Below are 21616 nucleotides of genomic sequence, written 5' to 3' on the forward strand. Positions count from 1 at the left end.
TGGGGTCAGGCGTAGCGGATGCCGAGGCCGCCGTCTACGGACCAGTTGGCGCCGGTGACGAAGGCGGCGGCGGGGGAGGCCAGGAAGCAGACGACTTCGGCTACGTCTTCGGGGGTGCCGATGCGGCCGAGGGGGTGGACGGTGAGGGCGTGGGTGCGTTCGGTGGGGAAGTTGGTGAAGAACTCTTCGAGTAGGTCGGTGGCTATGTAGCCGGGGCTGACGGCGTTGACTCGGATGTTGTGGGGGCCTACGTCGAGGGCCAGGGAGCGAGTCATGCCGACCAGGCCGGACTTGGCGGCGGCGTAGGGGAACATGCCGGCGGTGGTGAGGGAGGAGTGGATGGAGGCGATGTTGACGATCGCGCCGTGGTTGTTCTCGATCATCGACGGGAGGACCTGGCGGGCCATCAGCCAGGCGCCTTTCAGGTCTACGTCGAAGACGGAATCCCACTCGGCGACGGTCATCTGGGTTGCGTCGGCGTAGGCGTTCTTGCCGGCGTTGTTGACCAGGACGGTCGCGGGGCCTAGTTCGGCGGCCAGTTGGGTGACGGCTGCTGCGACTGAGCGCTCGTCGGTGATGTCGCCGATCGCTGATGCGACTCGGGCCCCGGTTGCTTGTAGCTCGGCGGTGGTCGACGCGAGCTGACCAGCCAGTACGTCGATCAGTCCGACCGCGGCACCTTCGGCGGCTGCCTTCTCTGCGACCGCACGACCGATTCCGCGCGCAGCCCCGGTCACCAACACGACTTCATCGCTCAAGCGCCCAGTCACATGCCCGAGGCTAGTCGGGCGTACCGGTCGGCTGCCGCCCGACTCATCGGCTGCTTGAGCAGGACGAGCTGGTGGTAGAGCGGCGCGGTCGCCGCGACCACCATCTCGTGGGCGTTCGTCGTTGCCGGGATCTCGCCGCGCGCGATTGCTCGCTCGACGACGACGGCCGAGCGGCGGTAGCGGTCGGCCCAGAACGCGGTGAGCGCGTCCGCGGCTTCCGGCGTACGGAAGGAGGCGGCGATCACGGCCTGGGTGATGGACGGCTGCTCGGTCAGGGCGTCGTACACCTCGCGGTTGAGTGCGATCAGATCGCCCTCGAGTGAGCCGGTGTCGGCGGGAGCCCAGTCGTCGTCGGTCTGCAGCAGGTCGACGAGTAGCCCGGCGACTGTCTTCCACCGCCGGTACACGGTCGTCCGGTGCACCCCGGATCGCGCAGCGACGCCGTCGATCGTGAGGCCGTCGTACCCGTGGTCGGTCAGCTCGGCGGCGACAGCAGCCAGTACGTCGGCGCGCACGCGCGCGGTCCGTCCACCCGGCCTACTTGCGCGATCGGTCTCGGTCATGTCATCATCTTAACGCAACATTCGTCGCGTTAAGGAGCCCGCCAGTGATCTCTTCTGACCCGCTGTTCGCCAACTCGAACCCGCGAGAGTCAGGAGCATCTGTATGTCTACCCAGCTGTCTTTGCATGAGATCACCAAGTCGTTCGATCACCAGCTAGTCCTCGACCGCGTCAGCTGCGCCTTCCCGCCCGGGCAGGTCAGCGGGCTGATCGGCGAGAACGGTTCCGGCAAGTCGACGCTGCTGCGGATCGCCGCCGGCCTGGAGTCGGCAGACGAGGGTTCGGTGACCGCGACCGGCAGCCTGGGCTTCCTTGCCCAGGACAACCCGTTGCCGCTCGACCTCGATGTCGCTGCTCTCGCCGACCACGCGCTGGCGGACCTGCGCCGGATCGAGGCTCGGCTGCGCGAGCTGGAGGGTCGGCTCGCGGCGGGGGCGCTCGACGTACTGGATGAGTACGGCGATCTGCAGGCCGAGTTCGAGGCTCGGGAGGGGTACGACGCGGACGCTCGGTTCGCGCGCGCCACTCACGGGCTCGGGCTCAGCACTGTCCCGGCCGACCGTCGGTTGTCGGAGTTGTCGGGTGGCGAGCTCGCTCGGTTGCACCTGGCCGCGGTTCTCGCCTCGTCGCCGGAGATCTTGCTGCTCGACGAACCAACCAACCATTTGGATACGACAGCCGCGACCTGGCTGGAGGATCACCTGCGGTCCCGGCGCGGTACGACCGTAGTGGTTTCGCACGACCGCGCGTTCCTGGAGCGGGTCGCCTCGACGCTCTTCGAGGTCGACGGTGACACGCACCGGATCACGCGGTACGGCAACGGCTACCAGGGCTACCTGGTGGAGAAGGCGGCCGAGCGGGCGCGGCTCGAACAGGCCCGGCAGCAGTGGGAGGACGATGTCGCCGAGATGCGTGTCACCGTCCGCACGACCGCGGACCGGGTTGCCTACGGGCGGCCGATGAAGGACAACAACAAGGTCGCCTACGACCGTGCAACCGGCCGGGTGAACCAGGCGGAGCGGAGCAAGATCCGCAATGCCAAGGAGCGGTTGCGCCGGTTGGAGGAAGATCCGGCACCGATTCCGGCCAAGCCGTTGCGCTTCACCGCGTCCCTGCGGACGACCGGATCGGCGGCTGGACTGGATGCGGTCGGGGTCGCGGTCGAGGAACGGCTCCGGCCGACCTCGCTCGACGTACCGGCCGGCGGACGCCTGCTCATCACCGGACCGAACGGCGTCGGCAAGTCGACCCTGCTCGACGTTCTCGCCGGTCGGCTGCAACCGGACGATGGGTACGTCGAACGCCGCGGCCGGATCGGCTATCTCCACCAGGAGGTGACCGAACCGCGTCCCGATGAACCGCTCCGGATGGCACTCTCCCGTCATCAGGGCGCAGCCGGACTGGGGTTGTTCCGCGCGGACCAGTTGTCGACGAGGGTCGGCGACCTGTCCACCGGACAACGCCGCCGACTCGCCTTGGCCCGCCTGCTGAGTACGCCGTACGACGTGCTGCTGCTCGACGAACCCACCAACCACCTGTCGCTCGTCCTGGTCGAGGAACTGGAGGCAGCGCTCGACCGGTACGCCGGAGCGCTCGTCGTGGTCAGCCACGACCGCCGGTTCGTCTCGCGCTGGCGTGGCGCCGTCCTCGATCTGAAGGAGTCCTGCCTTGTCACACACTGAAATCTCCGGTCCGGGTGAGGGCCCGTACGGCGTCGCGATTGCCGCCGGCGAGGTGTGGACCACCCTGGTGCACGCCGGCGCGATCGTCCGCCTGACCGCGGACGCGTCGAAGCGCACGCCCGCAGGCGAACTCGGGCAGCGTCCTGACCTGGGCGCACCCGGGCAGCGGTACGACCTGGGCGCACCCGGTTCTCGTCCGATGGTGATCACCTCGGGCGCCGACGGCGTCTGGTTCACCCGGAGCGGTGACGATCAGATCGGGCACATCGATGCCTCTGGCAACGTGTCCGCGATCGCGGTTCCGGGTGCGCCGTACGGGATCTGCGTTGGGCCCGACGGCGCCTTGTGGTGCACGTTGATGAGCACGGATGAGGTTTCGCGGATCACGGTCGACGGGGAGGTGACGACGTACCCGATCGGGGTTGCCGGTGCGTTCCCGGCGGTGATCACTGCCGCCGAGGATCTGTGGTTCACGCTCAACCAGGGGAACGCGATCGGGCGGATGACGACAGCCGGCACCGTGACGACGTACCCGCTGCCGACTGAAGGTGCCGGGCCGGTCGGGATCAGCGCCGGGCCGGAGGCGGTCTGGTTCGTGGAACTGCAGGCCGACCAGGCCGGGCGGATCAGCGCGGACGGGAAGATCAAGGAGTTCGCGTTGCCGGCGGGGTCGAAGCCGCATGCGGTAGTGGCGACTCCGGATGGCGGGTGCTGGATCACGTTGTGGGGTTCGGGTTCGCTCGTGCGGCTCGACTCTGATGGCGCGGTGGTCGAGACGATTGAGCTGGGTGAAGGATCCGAGCCGCACGGGCTGGCCGTCGACACCGACGGTTCGGTCTGGGTGGCGCTCGAGAATGGTTCGCTTGCTCACATCCACGCTGGAGAGTGAGGGGTCTCACGCGGTAGAGGGAGGTGCTGTCCGGCGCGACAGGAGGAGAGTGGTGGTGTGGCCACCACGGCGATGACCCGGACAGCACCGCACAGAGTTCGTGATGTGATCGCGGTCGGGCGGCCCGCGTTCTGGGTCGTTTCGATCGTGCCCTACTACGTCGGCATCCTGCTCGCGACGCGGGAGCTGATCCCGCCGCTCGATCAGTGGCCGCGGCTGATCGTCGGCGCGGTCGTGATGGGTCCGCTGGTCTGGCTCGCCGTACTCGCGGTCAACGACGCATACGACCTGCCGAGCGACCGACTCAATCCCCGCAAGGCGAAATCACCCTTGCTGGACGGGCGAATCACGCTCCGCCAGGCGAAGCGACTGGCCTTCGCAGCAGCGGTCGCGGCGGTCGGCATCAGCCTGCACGTCGGGATCGTGTTCGCCCTTGGTGTGCTGCTCGCGGTTCTGCTCGGCTACGCCTACAGCGTGCCGCCGGTGCGGCTGAAGACTCGCGCCGGATTCGACGTTGCGGTCAACGCATTGGCGCTCGGCGCCTTCGGCCCGCTGGCTGGTTGGGCTGCGATCAACCCCGACCTGAGCGACTTCCCGTGGCTGATGGGCCTGCAGGGGACACTCGCTGCGATCGGCCTTTATCTGCCGACCACCCTGGCGGATCTGGAGGCCGACCGGGCCGCGGGGTACCAGACGATCGCGGTCCGGTACGGCGCAGCAACGACGTACAGGCTCGGGTACGGCGCCTGGGTCGCGGCGGCGGCGTTGTCGGTCATCCTGGCGGCGACGGACACGATCATTCCGCGCAGCATGCTGGTGCTCGAGGTGGTGATGGTACCGGTGCTGGTTGTGGCCTACCGCAAGCTGATCGGGCCGCAGCAGTCGTTCAAGGGGATCATCGTGCTGGCGTCGCTCTTCCTGTTCCCGTGTGCGACCTTCGCGCTCACGTATACAGGAAAGATTTGATCAGTGATCTTTACAACGACGGAAACCCCAGGGACCCTCGTGACCCATGACAGTAACCCGCTCCGAGCTGGAGGCCGGCTACACCCTCAGCCAGGCTGACCGCGCGCACTTCCGCCAGCACGGCTTCGTGAAACTGAAGAACGTGCTGAGTCCCGAGACGATCGCGGCGTACGAGCCGGAGATCACTGGGAAGGTCATCGAGCTGAACACCCAGCACCTGCCGCTGGCGGAGCGGGACACGTACGGCAAGGCGTTTCTGCAGGTGACGAACCTGTGGCAGCACAGTGAGCGGGTGCTCGAGTTCGTCTCGTCACCGCGGCTCGCGCGGATCGCGGCGCAATTGCTCGGCGTGCAGTCGGTGCGGCTGTACCACGATCAGGCGCTGTACAAGGAATCCGGCGGCGGCGTGACGCCGTGGCATGCGGACCAGTACTACTGGCCGTTCGCAACCGACCGATGCGTGACGGTGTGGGTGCCGCTGCAGGAGACCCCGATGGAAATGGGCCCACTCTCCTTCGCCGCCGGCAGCCACACCTTCGAGCACGGCCGAGACCTCCCGATCAGCGACGAATCCGAGCGCGTGCTGCAGAACGCCCTTGCTGAGCAGGAGTTCCCGGAGGTCTCCGAGCCGTTCGAACTAGGCGAGGTCAGCTATCACCTCGGCTGGACCTTCCATCACGCGCCGCCCAACACCACCGACGTACCGCGCCGGGTGATGACGGTCATCTACGTCGACGCCACGATGGAAATCAGCGAACCCGTCAACGACGCCCAACGCAACGACCTGTCCTGGATGCCAGGCACCCAACCCGGCGACGTCATCTCCTCGCCACTCAACCCGGTCCTCTACTAGCCGACAATCTCCAGCAACGGCTCCTGCCCGTCGGTCACCGGAAAGTACGCCAGGAACGTGACACCGTCAGGCCCGGCGTCGAACCGAATGAGCTCATCCGCCGGCTCGTAGAAGAGGTCGCCCGGGTTCAGCACGAGCTCAGGCTCATCGCGCAACTGATAGATCGCCGACCCGGACTCGATACTCCCGAACACCGGCCCGTTGTGCGTATGCACCCCCACCGCCGTATCCGGCACCATCGTGATCCGCCGCGCCTGCACCCGCCGTACCGCCAGATCAGCCGGAAGCACCTGATCAAGAACAACCTCACGAGTAATCGCTTCAACGCTCATGCGGGTGATTGTACATACCAATAGGTACAGAGGAGTGGATTGTCGTTCTCGGACTTGGCGGAGGCGACTCTGCTATCTTTGGAGGTGTAGCAGGAGTGGGACACGGTCCTACTGGTTCGCAGCCGGACACTCCACAGAAGCGCGGCGATTCAGGTGCAAGTCCTGGCCTCCCTCCGGGGAGCTGTAGCTCAACGAGTAGAGCCCCGCTTTTTCTCACTCTCGCGTGATCGCAGCCGAGAGGTCGGCTTCCTCGAGCTTGATCGGTCCGTAGTTGAACCGCGCCATCCCGCGTAGCTTTCTGAGCAACTGCCGGCCGTCGCCCGCGAACCCCGGATCGGTTTCGCGAAGGTCGGCCAGGACGAGATCCGCCCACAGCGAGCGCGGCAGGGCACTTTGCAGAAGCACATTCGCCTGTCGGGCCAGCGACTTCGTCACCGCAAGGCTGAGGATCAGCTCGGCATGCCCGAACCGGACCGGATCACCAACCTGCAGGTGTCGCAACGTGCTGTGGGCAAGCTTGCGCCACGCGCTCTCCGTGGTGGTTGTCCACGACTGAACCGTCGAGACCAGTGCCGCACTCGCCCGCCCACCGTCGTGGATCATGCAGTTCCGCATCAACCGAAGCGTGTCGATCTGTGCCAGACCATCGAGCTGAAAGGCACCACCGGTCGCTGCCTCGATCCCTCGGTGCTGAAGCGCCAGTCTCGCCTTGGCCCGCTCGGCCTGAGCAGTTGTACAACAACCGCCCCGCGCCAGTAGATCGAGGCAGGTCTTCAGGTAGTCCTCATGCAACGCCAGGGAATACGGCACACTCATCGCCCCCAGGTGCGTGTCCGCCGCATTGAGGATCGATCGTGCCTCTTCGGTCGTCAGGTTGAAGCGCCCGATATGTGCCACCCGGGGAAACACTTCAGGCAGCAACCGTTCCGACCCCTCCGTCAGTTGCAGCAGATGCGACGCGAGCTGGGCACCTGCCAGCAAGCCCATCATCGCGTTGCTGGCCTCTACGCGCTTCTGCTCATAGAGCCGATAGTCCGCGAAGCGGACGACAGCGGTTCTCATTGCTCCCCCACAAACTTCTTCGAAGGAAGAACTCTACTGTCGTTCACTACACACAGTCACATCGCGACTCTCTCTGGATGATCGGCTACAGAGTTCGCTTCTGGGGGTAGATGGTTTCGCCTCGGGTTAGTTGGGCTACGAACTGGGTGATGCGGCGGGTGCGGGTTTCGGGGCGTTTGGCGTTGTTGACTCGGTGGACTACGGCGAAGCGGTTGGCGCTGGTGAGGATGTCGAACATGGCTTGGGCTTGGGGTACGGCGGCTATCGCGGCGGCCAGGTCAGCCGGGATCTCGAGGTTGGCGGAGCCGCTGTAGGCGTTGGCCCAGCGGCCGTCGGCTTTGGCGCGGTCGACCTCGGCCCAGCCGGCTGGTTGCATGCGGCCGGCTTTGTCGAGGCGGGCGATGTATTCGACGTTGCGTTGGGACCAGGTACTGCGGGCGCGGCGCGGGGTGTAGCGCTGGAGGAAGGTGTATTCGTCGCGGGTCTTGCGTTGGCCGTCGATCCAGCCGTGGCAAAGGGCTTCGTCGAGGGCGTCGGCGACGGCGAGGTTGGTGGGCGTGGTGACGTTCTTCTTCGCGCAGACCAGCCAGACACCGTCGCTGGTCTGGTGGTTCGCGGCGAGCCAGTCGTGCCAGGCGGCTGCGTCGGCGAGGATCAACTCATCGGTCATGATGCTGTCTCCTGGAAGCGGGCGGCGATGTGGTGGGCGGCGGTGATGAGCTCGGGTGGGCCGACGAGCTCCAGGTCGCACTCGAACATGGCGAAGCGGGCCGCGAGTCCGCCCCAGGACCAGGCCGTCATGGTTACTCGACAGCTCGTCGCCGTGACCTCTTCGACCATCGTGTCCTGGCCGGACCACGGCGCGACCTCGCTGGCCGGGAGTTGCAGCACAGCCTCACCGCGGCAGGGGAACTGCTCCTTGGTCTTGAACTGCCGCGCGATGTACTCCGAGACGTTTCCGCCCGGCAGGTCGCGCATGGTGAACCGAGGCCCGGTCGGCGTCTTCGGCGTCATCCGGTCGACCCGGAACGTCCGCCAGTCCTTGCGATCCAGGTCCCAGCCGATCAGATACCACCGGCCGCCCCACGTGACCAGGTGATGCGGCTCGACCTTGCGTGGCGGCAACCACTCCCCCTCGGGCGCACCCGGTGACTGGTAGTCGAACCGCAGTACCTCCTGGGCGCGAACCGCCATCCCGATCGCGATGAGCTGGTTCGAATCAACCGTCGTACGGCGATTTGGGTATCGATCGATCGTGGTCACCTGGAGCGCGTCGACGCGTTGTCGCAGCCGCGCCGGCATCACCTGGCGAACCGTGGCCAACGCTCGCAACGCGCCTTCCTCGATACCGGTCACGGTCGTGGTCGCGGTCTGCAGCGCGACGGCGACTGCGATCGCCTGGTCGTCGTCGAACAGCAACGGCGGCAGTTCGGCGCCGGCGTCGAGGCGGTAACCGCCGTCCGGTCCCTTGATCGCGCGGACCGGGTAGCCGAGATCGCGCAGGCGGTCGACATCCCGCCGTACCGTGCGCGCACTGACCTCGAGGCGGTCGGCCAGGAGCGCGCCCGGCCAGTCACGGCGCGCCTGGAGCAAGGAGAGCAGCGAGAGAAGCCGGGCTGAGGTTTCGGACATGGGACCAGCTTGCCATCAATAGCGGCCAGGTTCTGACCTCTAGTTCAGCTGACCCAAATGAGCCATGGCGCGGATCGGCCTCCCCGAAAGTGACCGGAATCACCTACGGTATCGGGCAGATCACCCCCCGCCCACAAGGAGATCCGAATGAGGCACCGCCCTGCCTACCTGACTATTTTCGGTTCACTCGCCGCCGTCACACTCGCCGCGACCAGCGCGATGGCCGCCGTACCGTCCGAAGGCTCGAATGCCGCCCCGACCGTGTCGCAGGCGGTACTCGCCGCGGACACCGACGGCGACTCGCTGCCCGACATCTGGGAGACCAACGGGTACGACGCCAACGGTGATGGCGTCGTAGACGTCGACCTGAAGGCGATGGGTGCGGACCCGAAGAAGAAGGACCTGTTCGTCGAGATGGACTACATGGACGGGCGGTTGGCCACCACGGCCGCGCTCGACCGGATCGTCCAGGTCTTCGCGCAGGCCCCGGTCAGCAACCCGAACGGCACCACCGGGATCAAGATCCACCTCGACGCCGGTTCGGCGCGGGGTGCGGCGTACAACCTCGGTGGCGGCAACCTGGTCCCCTACGACGCCGACCTGAACCCCGCGGCCTCGCAGACCACGGCGATCAAGAACACCCACTTCAAGTCCGCCCGCAAGGCCGTCTTCCACTACATGCTCTGGGCCGACAGCTACGGCGGCGGTTGCAGCAGCGGCAACGCGTTCGCGATCCCGAACGACACGTTCATCGTGACGGTCGGGCCGAAGTGCAGCTGGAACGCGACCGACAACACCAACGTCGGCACGTTCATCCACGAGCTCGGCCACAACCTCGGCCTCAAGCACGGCGGTTCGGACCACGGCAACTACAAGCCGAACTACCTGAGCGTGATGAACTACTTCTTCCAGCTCGGCGGTGTTCCGAAGGCCGACGGCACGCGCTACTGGAGCTACTCCAACATCGCCCCGGCCGCGCTGAACGAGACCAGCCTGAAGGAGTCGGTCGGCCTCGGCGCCGTGGCTTCGGCGTACAAGACCAGCTGGAAGTGCCCGAACGGCACCAGCCGGACGACGACCGGTGCCGCCAGCGGCCCGATCGACTGGAACTGCGACGGTGACGCCACCGACACCACCGCGGCCGACATCAACGACGACAACGTCAACAACACGCTGACCACCCAGAACAACTGGGCCAACATCACCTTCGGCGGCGGCGCCGTCGGCCAGGGCGCGAATGTCCAGGCCAAGACTGCGCCGACCGAGCTGCAGGAGATGACCCGCAGCGAGTGGCTGCACCTGCAGCACAGCCACCGCTGATCTAACCCGGAAGGCCTTCACACTCAGTCAGGTGGGTGTGAAGGCCTTCTTGTTTGCTACCAGGTGACCGGCAAGGCCTCGATCCCGCCGGTGAACTGGTTCGGCCGAGCAGTCAACGCCTCCGTCGGTACGGCGACCGCCAGGTGCGGGAAGCGTCGATACAGCTGGCTGAACAGCACCTGGAGTTCCAGCCGGGCCAGTGGTGCGCCGATGCAGAAGTACGGTCCGTGCCCGAAAGACACGTGTGGATTGGGCTGCCGAGTACTCACGAAACCCGTGTCGGCTCCGACAACCACCGGATCCTCGTTCGCCTCGAGCAGTTGCAGTACGACGAGATCACCGGCCGCGATCGTCGCTTCGGGGAGCTCGATCGGCGCGTTCGCCCAGCGCGGTAGTCCGAACGCCTCGTCATTGCGGGCGGTCTCGCCGGGGAGCGGCATCGACGAACGCAGGATCTCCTCGACCGCGGCCGGCACCAGCGAGGGGTCGACCCGCAGCGCCTGCTGTTGCTCGGGGTGCAACGAGAACTGCAGTACGCCGGTGTCGATCGCGGTGACCGTGGTCTCGTGACCGGCGAACAGGACACCACCGCCCATCTGCGCGGCCTCACTCAACGGGAAGCCGTCCGGATCGGCCAGGTGGGCAGCGGCCAAGCTCGACAACAGATCGTCCGTCGGCCGCTCCAACCGCTGTGCGAGCAAACCACCGATGTACTCCGCCAATGCGGCGTACCCGGCGATCGAACGACCAGGATCGATCATGTCCGCGGTGTCCTCGGACCAGCCGCGGAAGCGCTCACGATCCTCCGGCGGGACGCCCAGCAGCTCACAGATCACCAACGCCGGCAGCGGAAACGACACCACCTCGTGGAAGTCGGTCGGCCGATCCCGCAGCGCGAGATCGTCGAGGACCTGTGTCACCAGCTCCTCGACGCGCGGCCGGAACTGCTCCAGCCGGCGTGCACTGAACCATGGTCCGAGCAGCTTGCGCATCCGCTTGTGATCCGCGGCGGAGGTCGGCGTCTCCGGAGCGGGTGGCCCGAAGACCACCGACTCGGAGTACCGCGGGGCGGTCGACGGATCGGGATGCGTTCGGCCGAGCCGCGGGTCCGGCAGCAGGGCCTTGACGGTCGGGTAGTCGGAGACGAGCCAGGCGGGGTCACCGGTGGAGGTGACCGTTCGGCGGATGCTCATTCATCGATCAAAACATCGCCGCCGCCGACTCGCATCATCTTCCGTGTCCGATCGATCACGTTCGGTCAATTGGCCCAGATTCCGGTCGTCGCCGTTTCGCGGGCCCAGTCGGTGAAGTCGCGGGGCTTGCGGCCGAGGATCTGCTCGACGCCGTCCGATACGTACTCCGAGCGGTGGTTGCGGATGACCGCGAACAGGTCGCGGACCGCCTCCGAGTCTTCCCGGGTCTGACCCTGCTCGATCAGTTCGGCGACATACTGCTCGGGGTCCAGGTCGACGTAGGTGATCGGCCGGCCGGTGGCGACGGTGAGCTCGGCGGCCACCTCCTCCATCGTGAGCGTGCGCGGACCGGACAGCGCGTAGGTCGCGCCGGTGTAGGCCTCGTCGAGCAGTACGGCGGCCATCACGTCACCGACGTCGTTGGTGTCGACCCACGCCTCGCCACCGTCGCCGGCCGACAACCGGATCTCGCCGGCCAGAACGTCGTACCGGAAGAACTCCTCGCTGAAGTTCTGCGCGAACCAGGCCGGCTGGATGATCGTCCAGTCCGCACCACTGGCCTGTACGGCGTGCTCCAGTCCGAGCTGGCCTTCGTAGACGGCGAACTCGCGACCGGGGCTGCCGACACCGCGGCCGGACAGCAGGACGATGCGCCGCAGTCCTTCATTGGCGGCCTGCTGTACGAAGCGGCTTGCCGCGGCGAGGCCGGTCGGGCCGACCGGCGGTGCCAGGTACGCCGTGTCGGCGCCGGCGATGGTCGGGGACCACGTGCTCTCGTCGTACCAGTCGAAGCGTTGCGCGCTGGATCGGGAGGCGAGGCGGTAGGGCACATTGCGGGCGTCGAGCTGGGCCGCGACGCGGCGTCCGGTCTTGCCCTTGCCACCGAGGATGAGGATTTCCGAAGTGTTTGTCATGGCTCTAGTTCATCGCGAGTGATTGAGCTTAACCATGGCTGTTCAGCGCAGTTCCATGTCCGATACGCTCAGGGGTATGGACGTGCTCGATGACCTGCTGACCGGGACCCGCGCGGTGGACGGGGTGTTCAACCTCGGCATCCTGGAGCCGCCGTGGGCGCTGGAGATCCGCGAGGAGGCGCCGCTCGCGCTGGCGACGATGGTGCGGGGCGACGCGTGGATCACTCGGGACGGGATCGAGCCGCTCCGGATGGAACGCGGCGATGTCGCGGTCTTCACCGGCACCACGCCGTACGTCGTCGGTGACAGCGTCACGACCGCACCCCAGCTCCGGATCCTGCCCGGCAACATCTGCCAACCGTTGCCTGGGGCCCCTACTGATTACAGTGAGCGACTCGGCCTGCGCACGTACGGCGGTCGCGCGGAAGGCTCGGCAATGGTTGCCAGCGGCACCTATCAGGTGGCCGGTGATGTCAGCCGCCGACTGCTCAACGCGTTGCCGTCGGTGCTGGTGGTTCCGGCCGCCGACCTGGCCGGGCCGGTGATGGACATGATCGCCGGGGAGATTCGCCGCGAGTCCCCCGGTCAGCAGAGTGTGCTGGATCGGTGGCTCGATCTCGCGTTGATCGTGACGCTGCGGGCGTGGTTCGACCGGCCGGAATCACAGGCGCCCGGGTGGTACCAGGCGCAGACCGATCCGGTCGCTGGGTCGGCACTGCGGTTGCTGCACGCAGATCCGGCGTACCCGTGGAGTGTTCCCGAGCTCGCCGATCGGGTCGGGGTGTCCCGCGCCAGCCTCGCCCGCCGGTTCACCGCGGTCGTCGGCGAAGCCCCGATGAGCTACCTCACCAGCTGGCGGATCACCCTCGCGGCCGACCAACTCCGCAGTACTCAAGACACCGTCGAAACCATCGCCCGCCGAGTCGGCTACGCCAATGCCTTCGCTTTGAGCGTCGCCTTCAAACGAGTCCGCGGTACGACGCCCACCGCCCACCGGCGGCAGGCGGCCTAACCTCCACCACCGCGTCGCTCACCCGCCGACAACTGCTCGCCGCTGCGGCCGAACCGAGCCAGCTCACGGGGCCGTGAACACCACGCGGATGGCTTGAACAGGTTATGCACTGTCTCAGTCCACCATTTCCTGTTCAAGCCCACCCCGCCCGGCCACCCACTCCGAGCGCCATTTCGTGGGTTCACCCATCAGATTGTGGGTTCCCCACCCGCATGCGGGTCCAGAACCCACCACCTCATGGGTTGACCCATCAGATGGTTGCGGGGTGGTTCGGGAGGGGGTTGCCGTCGGGTGGGGGGAGTGATCTGCCGTTCGGGGTGGTTCCTCCTCGGAATCGACCCCGGGAAGGCGCGGGACGGTGGGTCAGGTGGTGGTTGCCTTCATGAAGGCGAGGGCTTGCGGCCAGGCCAAGCGGAAGGCGGCGGCGTTGACGGGGTTGTCGTGGCGGGACTTGTCGGTGTAGCCGTGGAGGGCGCCGGGGAAGTAGTGCGTGAAGGTCGCGCCGGTGGGGCGGGACTGAAGCGCGGTTTGCAGGGCTTCGAACTCGGCGTTCGACACGAGAGTGTCGGCGCTCGGGTAGCTGACGAGGACCGGCGCGGTGATGCCGGGCGCGTCGGTGGTGGTGTCGTAGGTGTGGTGCGGTGGCAGGTTCGACGGGATGGTCGGGTGGAAGGCGACGACATTGGCCAGGCGCTGGTCGCGCGCGCCGAGGAGGAGCGAGAACCGCCCGCCCAGGCACCAACCGATCGCACCGACCTTGTTGCAGCCGAGGTCGTCGAACAGGTAGTCCAGCAAGGCCTGCTGCTCCGCCAGAGCCTGGTCGTCGTCCATGTCCGCCAGCAGCTCGGACAACTCTTCCCGGGTCGAGTTGTCGAGGCTCTTGCCCTTGAACGGATCCCAGACGAGCGCGGTGATCCCGGCGGCGGCGAGCTCGTCCGCCCAGTCGCGGATCTGCTCGCCGATCCCGGTGATCATCGGTAGCAGCAACATCCCTGCCCGGCCGACGCGCGCCAGATATGCGTCCTGGTCCCCAACAGTCACAGTCACACCCATGCGGTGGATCTTAGTGTTTGAGCATCCGCGGGACAGCAGCGTTGACGAGGATGAAGATCAGCACGGAGAAGATCAGTAGGGCCGTGGCTGCCGGGAGCAGCGCGATGCCCAGGCCGATGGCCAGGACCGGGAGCGCCAGACCGGCGTACGCGATCAGGAAGAGTGCGGCGAGAACCTCGCCTCGGGAGCCTGCGTCGGCGAGGGCGGCGGCCGTGGCGACCGCGCCGCGGAAGACCAGTCCGACGCCGGCTCCGGCGATCACACCTCCGATGACGAACAGCGCGAGGTTCGGGATCAGGCCGCCGGTCGCGATGCCGACCAGGCCGACGGACATGAAGGTCAGACCGAGGCGCAACTGATTGCGGCGTTCCATCCGGACGAAGACGACCTGGCTGCCGGCTCCGGCGATGAAGACCGCGAAGGTGACGACACCGGCCAGGATCCGCGACGGCTGACGCAGCACGCCGGCCAGGAACGTCGGCGCGAGTGAGGTGAACAGCCCGAAGATCGAGAACGCCGCGAACGCGCCAATCGCACTCGCGAAGAACAGCGGCTTCGCGGCTGACGGCAGCGCGACCCGCTGCGGCCGGTACGCCGGTCGCTCCTCCAGCCGCTCGACGGTCTCGGGGACTAGCGCGATCCCGACGGCGCTGAGCAGCAACAGCACGAGGAAGATCTCGTACGGGCGCTCGAGCGGAGAGGCGACGTACTGAGCAAGCACCCCACCGACGAGCGGGCCGAAGGCCAGGCCGCCGAGGTTGACCATGCTGGAGATCAGCGCGGACCGGCTCGGGTCTTCGTCCGGTCGGGCGATCTTGCGCAGTTCGGAGAGGTGAGCCGTCGCGGTCGCGGTCAGCACACCAACGCCAACACCGGAGATGAAGCGGGCTAGCAGCAGCCCGGGGACGTCCGGCCAGATCAGGAAGATCGCGGCTGAGACCGCCTCGGCCAGTACGGCGAGCAGCGCGACGCGGCGTCGGCCGAGCCAGTCGCTGACGTGGCCGGCCAGGTACAGGCTGACCATCACGCCGACCGCGTAGGCCGCGAAGATCACCGTGATCAGGTACGTCGGGAAGCCGTCCCGCCGCTGGTAGATCGCGTAGAGCGGGGTCGGGACGGTCGAGAAGGCCATCGTGATCAGGAAGGCGGCGGCGATCACCCAGAACCCGGGCTGATGGGCGAACCGCACCCGGGACTCGACCGGGCGGAACATCGTTGTGGACATGTCAACAGAGTCCCTCCGATGATCTATCGAGTCCAACGAAAGTCCTTGCACTGTCTTATCGAGACTAGCGATAATTGTCCCTGTGGACAGTCGGCAGCTCGAGTACTTCGTCGCGGTCGCGGAGGAGCTGAGTTTCACGCGGGCCGCGCAGCGGTTGTTCACCGTCCAGTCGACGGTGTCGGCTGCGATCCGTGCGCTGGAGACGGATCTGCGGACCACGCTGTTCGACCGATCGACCCGGCGGGTGACGCTGTCGGCCGCGGGAGCCGCGCTGCTACCGGAGGCGAAGGCTGCGCTGGAGGCGCTCGACCGGGCGCGTTCGGTGGTCGAGGAGGCCTCGACCGGGCTGCGCGGCAACCTCCGGATCGGCACGATGACGCGGCTCGGCCTGGTCGACCTCGCTCCGCTGCTCGGGGCCTTCCACCAGACGTATCCGTTGGTCGACGTACAGGTGACGACGTCGCCGACCGGGTCGAGCGGGCTGGCCGACGACGTACGGCATGGGCGGCTCGATGTCGCTCTGGTCGGTCTGCCGCTGGCGGAGCTGGGTGGACTGGAGATCCGCGAGTTGGCGTCGGTGCCGTTCGCCGTACTGGTGCCGCCTTCGCATCGGCTGGCCTCGGAGGTGTCGGTTGCGCTTGAGCAGTTGGCCGGGGAGCGGTTCGTCGACATGCTGCGGGGATTCGGCAATCGGCGGATGGTGGATCAGGCCTTCGAACGGGCCGGCGTTCCGCGACAGGTGCAGGTCGAGGTACCGGACCTGAGCGAGGTGCCGGAGTACGTCCGCGCCGGGCTCGGGATCGCCGTCGTACCGGACATTTCACCGTCGGTTGCCGGTGTGGTGCATCTGCCACTGACAAAGCCCGGGCTGACGTGGACCTTGTCGGTGGCAACGATCGCCGGGCGGCAACCGAGCCGAGCCGTGGTCGCACTGCAGGAACTGCTCAGCGAGGCGGTCCGGCCCGGCACTTACTTCACCGGGGAATTGATCTCCTAGTACGGCGGTTGTGCCGGATATGGCAACTGTCTCGTTCAAGGGGGCTACCCGGGTCTATCCGGGAACCGATACTGCGGCCGTCGATCGACTGGATCTCGAGATCCAGGACGGCGAATTCATGGTCCTCGTCGGACCCTCCGGTTCTGGTAAGTCGACCGCGCTGCGGATGCTGGCCGGGCTCGAAGAGGTCAACGACGGATCGATCTACATCGGCGATCGCGATGTCACCAACTCGCCGCCGAAGGAACGGGACATCGCGATGGTGTTCCAGAACTATGCGCTGTACCCACACATGTCGGTCGGCGAGAACATGGGCTTCGCGCTGAAGATGCAGGGCATCCACAAGGAAGAGCGCGCTCGTCGCGTACTCGAGGCGGCGAAGCTGCTCGGCCTCGAGGAGTACCTCGACCGCAAGCCGAAGGCGTTGTCCGGTGGGCAGCGCCAGCGCGTCGCGATGGGTCGCGCGATCGTCCGCAGTCCGCAGGTCTTCCTGATGGACGAGCCGCTGTCGAACCTCGACGCGAAGTTGCGGGTCCAGACCCGCACCCAGATCGCCGAACTCCAGCACCGGCTGGGCGTCACCACGGTGTACGTCACGCACGACCAGGTCGAGGCGATGACGATGGGCGACCGGGTCGCCGTACTGAAGGACGGTGTGCTGCAGCAGGTCGACACCCCGCTGAACCTGTACGACCGGCCGGTGAACAAGTTCGTGGCCGGCTTCATCGGCTCGCCCGCGATGAACCTGCTCGACGCATCGATCGTCGACGGGGGCGCTCAGGTTGGCGACTACGTCGTACCGATTGCTCGCGACGTACTGGCGAAGGCCGGGTCCGACAAGACCGTGACGCTGGGCGTTCGGCCGGAGGCGTTCCACTTGGCCGATGAGGGTATGCCGGTGAATGTCGCGGTGATCGAGGAGCTCGGCTCGGACGCGTTCCTGTACGGGACCGCGGCGCACACCAACGAGCAGATCATCGCCCGGATCGGGACTCGTCTGCACAACGAGAAGGGTGCGGTCGTTCACCTGGCCGCGGACCCTGAAAAGCTACATCTGTTCTCCACCTCTACCGAGGAGCGTCTCGTCTAGGGTTTGGTGGATGTGGTCCAAGGGAGCACCCGGAGTGCTCGAGTTGCCGTCGGGACGGATGGTGCGCGGACGCGGTCTGCGCAACGGCCCGGCGGCAGCGCCATTTCCGGCGTACGGCGTCTATCTGCTCGGCGCGACGCCGCCTGCTGTCGAGTGGGAGTCGCGGTGGTTGCGCTGGCCGGACTTTCGGCTGCCCGCGTCCCGGTCTGAGGCTCGCGAGGTCTTTCTGGATGCGTTGGAGCGTTCGGGATCATCGCGGGTTGAGTTTGCCTGCGCCGGCGGCCGAGGGAGGACTGGTACGGCGCTCGCGTGTCTAGCGGTCTTGGACGGCGCGCCCGCGGCCGAGGCGGTTGCGTATGTGCGACGCCACTACGATCCGCACGCAGTCGAAACGCCGTGGCAGAAGCGGTTTGTCCGGCGCTTCCAGTAAACCTGTTGACCGCGGCAACCGCTGTCGCGTTGGCTCGGTCGGGTGACGATCTCGCGCACCAATCCGGACGGACTCCACCCGACCCCTGGCTACCATCACGTGACCAAGGTCCAGGCCGACACCCTGATCTACCTCGCGGGCCAGTGCCCGCTCACCCCGTCCGGCGACCTCGCCGAGGGCGGACTGAGCGGGCAGACCGCGCAGGTCATCGACAACATCCTCACCGCACTGGGCGCGGCCGGCGCCACGCCGGAGGACGTCGTACGGACAGTGATCTATGTGAACAGTGCCGACCGGGACGAGCTGGGCGCGGTTTGGGCGCAGCTCAACGAGTCGGCGCTCGCACCCGCGTTCACGACCGCCAGCACCTTGCTCGGCGTCGCACAGCTCGGCTTCACCGGTCAGCTCGTCGAGATCGACGTCACCGCTGCGCTCTGAATTCGTGGTTCGGCGCCAACCGGCTGTCAGGGTCGAACTGCTCGCGGAGCTTGACGAGTCGGGCGAAATCGTCGGGCGCGTAGGCCTCGGCGATCTCGGCCGGCGTCAGGTTCGCGTAGCTGAAGTTGAGGAAGCGGCCGACGGTCGAAGCGCGCCACGGCTCGAACACGCTCCGATCGACGTCCTTGCTCCCGGGCGCCAGGACGATCAGCGAGTACGACGCATTGCGGTTGCCGACTGCGTTGTCGACCTCGTTGGCTAGTGCACCGCCGAGATGCCGGATCGCGATGATCGCGGTCTTCGGGAGGGTCCGCAGAGCCTGCGAGTCGAGGTCGCTGAGCAGGGCGTTGTGGGAGCGGTAGCTGTCCGGATTGTCGGGTTCGGCGAAGATCTTGCCGGACTCCACGTAGGGCAGGTCGCCGACTGTGTCGAGGACCGGTTGACCGATCGCCCTGAGCGGTTCGATCGCTTGGGGGTTGGCGAGGATCGCGACCTGGATCTGCGCGATGTGCTTGCCGCGCAACGGCTCCGGGACCTGCGGGATGTCCGGGAACGGGATCATCGCGACTCCCGACGTCACCTCGTCCGGGACCGATCGCGTCCAGTCCCGCCAGGCCTCGACAACGTTCGGGTACTCGGCGAGATCGAAGTACAGGCTGCCGCCGTACAGGGTCGGGACGTCGAAGAGGGCGATCTCCATCCCGGTGACCACGCCGAAGTTGCCGCCGCCACCGCGGAGCCCCCAGAACAAATCCGGGTCGTCCTCGGCATTGCGTCGTACACCGTCGGGTGTGACGACCTCGATCCGGTGGACGTGATCGGCGGCGTACCCGAACTTGCGGGCCATCAGCCCCATGCCGCCGCCGAGCGTGTAGGCGACGGCGCCGACGCTCGGGGAGCTGCCGGACAGCGGAGCCAGCCCGTACGGCGCGGTCGCCGTCATCACGTCTCGCCAGGTCGCGCCGGCCTCGACCCAGGCGGTCTTCGCGGTCGCATCGACGCGGACCCCGTTGAACCGCCGGGTCGCGATCAGCACGCCACCGTCGATCCCTGTCGTGAGCCCGTGACCACTTCCTTGGACGGCGATCCGGTGGTTGTGGGCGACGGCGTACTGGACGGCCTCCTCGATCTCGGCCGCGCTCGTCACCTCGAAGATCACCTCGGGCCGGTGCGGATCCAGCCGCTGGTAGCCGAGGCGGGCGTCGTCGTACTCGGGTGCTTGTCTCGTGAACATCATGCGACCCACGCTAGGAGCCCTTGCGGACATATCCTGTCCTTAATGAGTGGACTTCCTGGCCGACTGTTTCGCCTGCTGTCGCTGCTGCAGAGCCGGCGCGAGTGGTCCGGCCGCGAGCTGGCCGAGCGCCTCGGCGTCACCGAGCGGACGGTACGCCGCGATGTCGAGCGGCTGCGCGCCCTCGACTACCCAGTCACCGGGACGACCGGTACGGCGGGCGGCTATCGACTCGGATCCGGTACGACGCTGCCGCCGCTACTGCTGGATGACGACGAGGCGATCGCGGTCGCGCTCGGACTGGTGAGCGCGGGGAGCGGTGGGCTGGCCGGGATCGCGGACAGCTCGATGAGTGCGTTGGCCAAACTCACGCAGGTGCTGCCTGCGCGGCTACGGCCTCAGCTGGCGGCGATGGGTTCGGCGGAAGCCATTCCGCGGCGCGGGATCCCGCAGGTCGATCCGGACACGCTGGCCACATTGGCCGCCTGCTGCCGGAACCACGAGATCGTCGCCTTCGACTACGTGAACCGCCGGGACGCGTCGACGCGGCGCCGGGTCGAACCGCATCAGCTGATCACGGTCGCGTGGCATTGGTACCTGCTGGCGTTCGATCCGTCGCGCGAGGACTGGCGGTTCTTCCGGGTCGACCGGATCGCCGCGGTCAGTCCGGCGTTGCACCGGTTCCGTCCGCGAACACTGCCGGCGGGCGACGCCTCGTCGTACCTGGCCGAGTCGTTCATGGCGGCGCCGTACCGGCATCGTGTCCGGCTCACCGTGCAACTGCCGGCAGTTGAGGTCGCGGCCAACATCCACTGGTTCACCCCAGGCCGGGTCGCACCGGCCGGGGATGCCGCCTGTGTCGTCGAGTTCGCTGTCGAGACGCCGTCGTTGCTGCTGCAACTCGTCGCCGGAATCGTCGCCCTTGGCGCTCCGTACACGGTCGACGAGGCCTCGGCCGAGACAGCCGCGCTGATCGCCGATGCCGGCCGACGTTTGCAGTCGTTCACGCCACGATGAGTCCGATGCCGAGCGTCACCACACCAACGGCGAGCGACACGGCTCCCAGCCACAGCACCCAGAGGAACTGGTTGGGTTCCGTCCGCCCCTTTCCTGCGGACGAGGCGAAGAAGCCGCCCGACATCAGGATCGCGGCCAGCGGGATTGCGACGCGCGCGATCCAGAGCGGGACGCCGGTCAGGGTGGTGTGGTCGACGTACAGGAGTCCGACCAGGCCGAGGATCACCAGGACGCCGGCGTGCGCGTGGCCGGCCCGCGCGAACGCCTTCTGGAAGTCCGTCATCGGCACCTGACCACGGACGATCTTGGTCATGAAGTAGCCGCCGAACTGGATCGTGACGATCGTGAGCAGAATGACGCCGGCGATGATGCGTGATGCGTCGGTCATACGGACACCTCTTCCTTGGTCTTGATCTTGGTCTTGACGCCGGCGACCCAGAGGGCGCAGGCGATGTAGAGCAGTTGCTCCGGAATCCGTTGCCACAAAGGACTTGCTTCGCTGACATCCGCAACGGCTGCGTAAATGTTTGCCGGAAGCAACAATACGAACAGCAAGGCCAGCGCCGCCGCCGCGAGTCTCCGGGTCGCGGTCAGCACGAGCCCGGCCGCCCCCAGGAACTCCAAGACACCGGTCAGGTAGACGAGCCCGTCGGCGTACGGCAGGAACGGCGGCACCATCGCCACCAGGTCTTCATGCGTGGGCATGACGGTCACACCGGCCGGTACGAAATGCGCGCTCGCCGTGAACAACAGCATCACGGCCATCCCGTGCGCCGCGGCCACCCGCCATTCGCCGTACCGGCGCACCCCGAGCACCCCCAGGCCCCGGAAGGCGGCCGTCGCCAGCAGCAGTACGAGGACGATCATCAGCTTCCCCTCAATAGATAGTCGCGATATCCGCTTATGGATACTGATACTATCCGTCGTACGCAAACGAAAGGCAAG

Annotated in this window: 24 protein-coding genes; 11 read left to right on the forward strand and 13 right to left on the reverse strand. The window is 67.1% G+C overall.

Going from position 1 to position 21616, the window contains the following annotated elements:
• Positions 1-5: 5 nt before the first annotated feature.
• Together ABD231_RS31835 and ABD231_RS31840 are read right to left on the reverse strand one after the other, a co-directional pair.
• Positions 6-770 carry an SDR family NAD(P)-dependent oxidoreductase gene (locus ABD231_RS31835; RefSeq protein WP_344160244.1) on the reverse strand — a complete coding sequence of 255 codons (765 nt, stop codon included), beginning with the start codon at positions 768-770 and terminating at the stop codon, positions 6-8.
• On the reverse strand, positions 767-1333 hold the full coding sequence (locus ABD231_RS31840) for a TetR/AcrR family transcriptional regulator (protein ID WP_344160247.1): 567 nt from the start codon (positions 1331-1333) through the stop codon (positions 767-769). The genes ABD231_RS31835 and ABD231_RS31840 overlap by 4 nt, the downstream gene beginning before the upstream one ends.
• Positions 1334-1436: 103 nt before the next feature.
• On the opposite strand from ABD231_RS31840, the gene ABD231_RS31845 reads away from it, so the two are divergent.
• The 4 genes from ABD231_RS31845 to ABD231_RS31860 are packed head-to-tail and all read left to right on the forward strand — an operon-like array spanning position 1437 to position 5722.
• Positions 1437-3014 carry an ABC-F family ATP-binding cassette domain-containing protein gene (locus ABD231_RS31845; RefSeq protein WP_344160250.1) on the forward strand — a complete coding sequence of 526 codons (1578 nt, stop codon included), beginning with the start codon at positions 1437-1439 and terminating at the stop codon, positions 3012-3014.
• A complete protein-coding gene (locus ABD231_RS31850) occupies positions 3001-3903 on the forward strand; it encodes a Vgb family protein (RefSeq protein ID WP_344160254.1) in 903 nt (300 codons plus the stop codon). The genes ABD231_RS31845 and ABD231_RS31850 overlap by 14 nt, the downstream gene beginning before the upstream one ends.
• A gap of 57 nt (positions 3904-3960) precedes the next feature.
• Entirely contained in the window at positions 3961-4869 is a 909-nt protein-coding gene (locus ABD231_RS31855) for a UbiA prenyltransferase family protein (protein ID WP_344160257.1), read from the forward strand.
• A gap of 46 nt (positions 4870-4915) precedes the next feature.
• Positions 4916-5722 carry a phytanoyl-CoA dioxygenase family protein gene (locus ABD231_RS31860; RefSeq protein WP_344160260.1) on the forward strand — a complete coding sequence of 269 codons (807 nt, stop codon included), beginning with the start codon at positions 4916-4918 and terminating at the stop codon, positions 5720-5722.
• Here the strand turns inward: ABD231_RS31860 and ABD231_RS31865 are convergent.
• The 4 genes from ABD231_RS31865 to ABD231_RS31880 all read right to left on the reverse strand — a co-directional run bounded on the left by ABD231_RS31865 (position 5719) and on the right by ABD231_RS31880 (position 8748).
• Positions 5719-6054: a cupin domain-containing protein gene (locus ABD231_RS31865; RefSeq protein ID WP_344160263.1), complete on the reverse strand. Its 336-nt coding sequence runs from the start codon at positions 6052-6054 to the stop codon at positions 5719-5721. The genes ABD231_RS31860 and ABD231_RS31865 overlap by 4 nt on opposite strands.
• A gap of 213 nt (positions 6055-6267) precedes the next feature.
• Positions 6268-7116: a hypothetical protein gene (locus ABD231_RS31870; protein ID WP_344160266.1), complete on the reverse strand. Its 849-nt coding sequence runs from the start codon at positions 7114-7116 to the stop codon at positions 6268-6270.
• An 85-nt stretch (positions 7117-7201) separates the two neighbouring features.
• Positions 7202-7786 carry a YdeI/OmpD-associated family protein gene (locus tag ABD231_RS31875; protein ID WP_344160269.1) on the reverse strand — a complete coding sequence of 195 codons (585 nt, stop codon included), beginning with the start codon at positions 7784-7786 and terminating at the stop codon, positions 7202-7204.
• Entirely contained in the window at positions 7783-8748 is a 966-nt protein-coding gene (locus ABD231_RS31880) for a helix-turn-helix transcriptional regulator (protein ID WP_344160272.1), read from the reverse strand. The genes ABD231_RS31875 and ABD231_RS31880 overlap by 4 nt, the downstream gene beginning before the upstream one ends.
• 147 nt (positions 8749-8895) lie before the next feature.
• On the opposite strand from ABD231_RS31880, the gene ABD231_RS31885 reads away from it, so the two are divergent.
• Entirely contained in the window at positions 8896-10068 is a 1173-nt protein-coding gene (locus tag ABD231_RS31885; protein ID WP_344160275.1) for a zinc-dependent metalloprotease family protein, read from the forward strand.
• A 56-nt stretch (positions 10069-10124) separates the two neighbouring features.
• Here the strand turns inward: ABD231_RS31885 and ABD231_RS31890 are convergent, their stop codons facing one another.
• The gene (locus ABD231_RS31890) at positions 10125-11261 is read right to left on the reverse strand and encodes a cytochrome P450 (protein WP_344160278.1); all 1137 of its coding nucleotides are present in this window, start codon (positions 11259-11261) and stop codon (positions 10125-10127) included.
• A gap of 65 nt (positions 11262-11326) precedes the next feature.
• Complete coding sequence (locus ABD231_RS31895; protein ID WP_344160281.1) at positions 11327-12175, reverse strand: NAD(P)H-binding protein; 849 nt, start codon at positions 12173-12175, stop codon at positions 11327-11329.
• Between the two features lie 76 nt (positions 12176-12251).
• On the opposite strand from ABD231_RS31895, the gene ABD231_RS31900 reads away from it, so the two are divergent.
• The gene (locus ABD231_RS31900) at positions 12252-13187 is read left to right on the forward strand and encodes an AraC family transcriptional regulator (protein WP_344160284.1); all 936 of its coding nucleotides are present in this window, start codon (positions 12252-12254) and stop codon (positions 13185-13187) included.
• 363 nt (positions 13188-13550) lie between these two features.
• Here ABD231_RS31900 and ABD231_RS31905 read toward each other — a convergent pair whose 3' ends face one another.
• Complete coding sequence (locus ABD231_RS31905) at positions 13551-14240, reverse strand: dienelactone hydrolase family protein (protein ID WP_344160287.1); 690 nt, start codon at positions 14238-14240, stop codon at positions 13551-13553.
• 10 nt (positions 14241-14250) lie between these two features.
• The gene (locus ABD231_RS31910; protein WP_344160290.1) at positions 14251-15465 is read right to left on the reverse strand and encodes an MFS transporter; all 1215 of its coding nucleotides are present in this window, start codon (positions 15463-15465) and stop codon (positions 14251-14253) included.
• 82 nt (positions 15466-15547) lie between these two features.
• Between ABD231_RS31910 and ABD231_RS31915 the strand changes: the two genes are divergently transcribed.
• Genes ABD231_RS31915 through ABD231_RS31930 form a run of 4 tightly spaced genes read left to right on the forward strand, consistent with a single transcriptional unit; the run spans position 15548 to position 18420 of the window.
• A complete protein-coding gene (locus tag ABD231_RS31915) occupies positions 15548-16462 on the forward strand; it encodes a LysR family transcriptional regulator (RefSeq protein ID WP_344160293.1) in 915 nt (304 codons plus the stop codon).
• Between the two features lie 19 nt (positions 16463-16481).
• Entirely contained in the window at positions 16482-17552 is a 1071-nt protein-coding gene (locus ABD231_RS31920) for an ABC transporter ATP-binding protein (RefSeq protein ID WP_344160296.1), read from the forward strand.
• 10 nt (positions 17553-17562) lie between these two features.
• On the forward strand, positions 17563-17982 hold the full coding sequence (locus ABD231_RS31925) for a protein-tyrosine phosphatase family protein (RefSeq protein WP_344160299.1): 420 nt from the start codon (positions 17563-17565) through the stop codon (positions 17980-17982).
• A gap of 42 nt (positions 17983-18024) precedes the next feature.
• Positions 18025-18420 (forward strand): RidA family protein, encoded by a 396-nt coding sequence (locus ABD231_RS31930; protein WP_344160302.1) that lies wholly within the window; start codon positions 18025-18027, stop codon positions 18418-18420.
• Here ABD231_RS31930 and ABD231_RS31935 read toward each other — a convergent pair.
• The gene (locus ABD231_RS31935; protein ID WP_344160304.1) at positions 18404-19657 is read right to left on the reverse strand and encodes an FAD-binding oxidoreductase; all 1254 of its coding nucleotides are present in this window, start codon (positions 19655-19657) and stop codon (positions 18404-18406) included. The genes ABD231_RS31930 and ABD231_RS31935 overlap by 17 nt on opposite strands.
• Before the next feature lie 42 nt (positions 19658-19699).
• Between ABD231_RS31935 and ABD231_RS31940 the strand changes: the two genes are divergently transcribed.
• Complete coding sequence (locus ABD231_RS31940) at positions 19700-20671, forward strand: helix-turn-helix transcriptional regulator (RefSeq protein WP_344160307.1); 972 nt, start codon at positions 19700-19702, stop codon at positions 20669-20671.
• Here ABD231_RS31940 and ABD231_RS31945 read toward each other — a convergent pair.
• Both ABD231_RS31945 and ABD231_RS31950 read right to left on the reverse strand, forming a co-directional pair.
• Positions 20658-21059 (reverse strand): hypothetical protein, encoded by a 402-nt coding sequence (locus ABD231_RS31945; RefSeq protein ID WP_344160310.1) that lies wholly within the window; start codon positions 21057-21059, stop codon positions 20658-20660. The two genes, ABD231_RS31940 and ABD231_RS31945, sit on opposite strands and share 14 nt — an antisense overlap.
• Positions 21056-21538, reverse strand: coding sequence for a DoxX family protein (locus ABD231_RS31950; protein WP_344160313.1), 483 nt, complete (start codon positions 21536-21538; stop codon positions 21056-21058). Before ABD231_RS31950 ends, ABD231_RS31945 begins: the two co-directional genes overlap by 4 nt.
• Between the last annotated feature and the right edge of the window lie 78 nt (positions 21539-21616).

The sequence above is a fragment of the Kribbella yunnanensis genome (assembly GCF_039529655.1).
In the GTDB taxonomy this organism is placed as follows: domain Bacteria; phylum Actinomycetota; class Actinomycetes; order Propionibacteriales; family Kribbellaceae; genus Kribbella; species Kribbella yunnanensis.

Excerpts from the sequence above, each read along its gene's own strand:
- ABD231_RS31840 (WP_344160247.1), bottom strand. The coding sequence starts at position 1,333 with ATGACCGAGACCGATCGCGCAAGTAGGCCGGGTGGACGGACCGCGCGC.
- ABD231_RS31845 (WP_344160250.1), top strand. The coding sequence starts at position 1,437 with ATGTCTACCCAGCTGTCTTTGCATGAGATCACCAAGTCGTTCGATCAC.
- ABD231_RS31860 (WP_344160260.1), top strand. The coding sequence starts at position 4,916 with ATGACAGTAACCCGCTCCGAGCTGGAGGCCGGCTACACCCTCAGCCAG.
- ABD231_RS31865 (WP_344160263.1), bottom strand. The coding sequence starts at position 6,054 with ATGAGCGTTGAAGCGATTACTCGTGAGGTTGTTCTTGATCAGGTGCTT.
- ABD231_RS31870 (WP_344160266.1), bottom strand. The coding sequence starts at position 7,116 with ATGAGAACCGCTGTCGTCCGCTTCGCGGACTATCGGCTCTATGAGCAG.
- ABD231_RS31875 (WP_344160269.1), bottom strand. The coding sequence starts at position 7,786 with ATGACCGATGAGTTGATCCTCGCCGACGCAGCCGCCTGGCACGACTGG.
- ABD231_RS31880 (WP_344160272.1), bottom strand. The coding sequence starts at position 8,748 with ATGTCCGAAACCTCAGCCCGGCTTCTCTCGCTGCTCTCCTTGCTCCAG.
- ABD231_RS31885 (WP_344160275.1), top strand. The coding sequence starts at position 8,896 with ATGAGGCACCGCCCTGCCTACCTGACTATTTTCGGTTCACTCGCCGCC.
- ABD231_RS31890 (WP_344160278.1), bottom strand. The coding sequence starts at position 11,261 with ATGAGCATCCGCCGAACGGTCACCTCCACCGGTGACCCCGCCTGGCTC.
- ABD231_RS31895 (WP_344160281.1), bottom strand. The coding sequence starts at position 12,175 with ATGACAAACACTTCGGAAATCCTCATCCTCGGTGGCAAGGGCAAGACC.
- ABD231_RS31900 (WP_344160284.1), top strand. The coding sequence starts at position 12,252 with ATGGACGTGCTCGATGACCTGCTGACCGGGACCCGCGCGGTGGACGGG.
- ABD231_RS31905 (WP_344160287.1), bottom strand. The coding sequence starts at position 14,240 with ATGGGTGTGACTGTGACTGTTGGGGACCAGGACGCATATCTGGCGCGC.
- ABD231_RS31910 (WP_344160290.1), bottom strand. The coding sequence starts at position 15,465 with ATGTCCACAACGATGTTCCGCCCGGTCGAGTCCCGGGTGCGGTTCGCC.
- ABD231_RS31920 (WP_344160296.1), top strand. The coding sequence starts at position 16,482 with ATGGCAACTGTCTCGTTCAAGGGGGCTACCCGGGTCTATCCGGGAACC.
- ABD231_RS31925 (WP_344160299.1), top strand. The coding sequence starts at position 17,563 with ATGTGGTCCAAGGGAGCACCCGGAGTGCTCGAGTTGCCGTCGGGACGG.
- ABD231_RS31935 (WP_344160304.1), bottom strand. The coding sequence starts at position 19,657 with ATGATGTTCACGAGACAAGCACCCGAGTACGACGACGCCCGCCTCGGC.
- ABD231_RS31940 (WP_344160307.1), top strand. The coding sequence starts at position 19,700 with ATGAGTGGACTTCCTGGCCGACTGTTTCGCCTGCTGTCGCTGCTGCAG.
- ABD231_RS31945 (WP_344160310.1), bottom strand. The coding sequence starts at position 21,059 with ATGACCGACGCATCACGCATCATCGCCGGCGTCATTCTGCTCACGATC.
- ABD231_RS31950 (WP_344160313.1), bottom strand. The coding sequence starts at position 21,538 with ATGATCGTCCTCGTACTGCTGCTGGCGACGGCCGCCTTCCGGGGCCTG.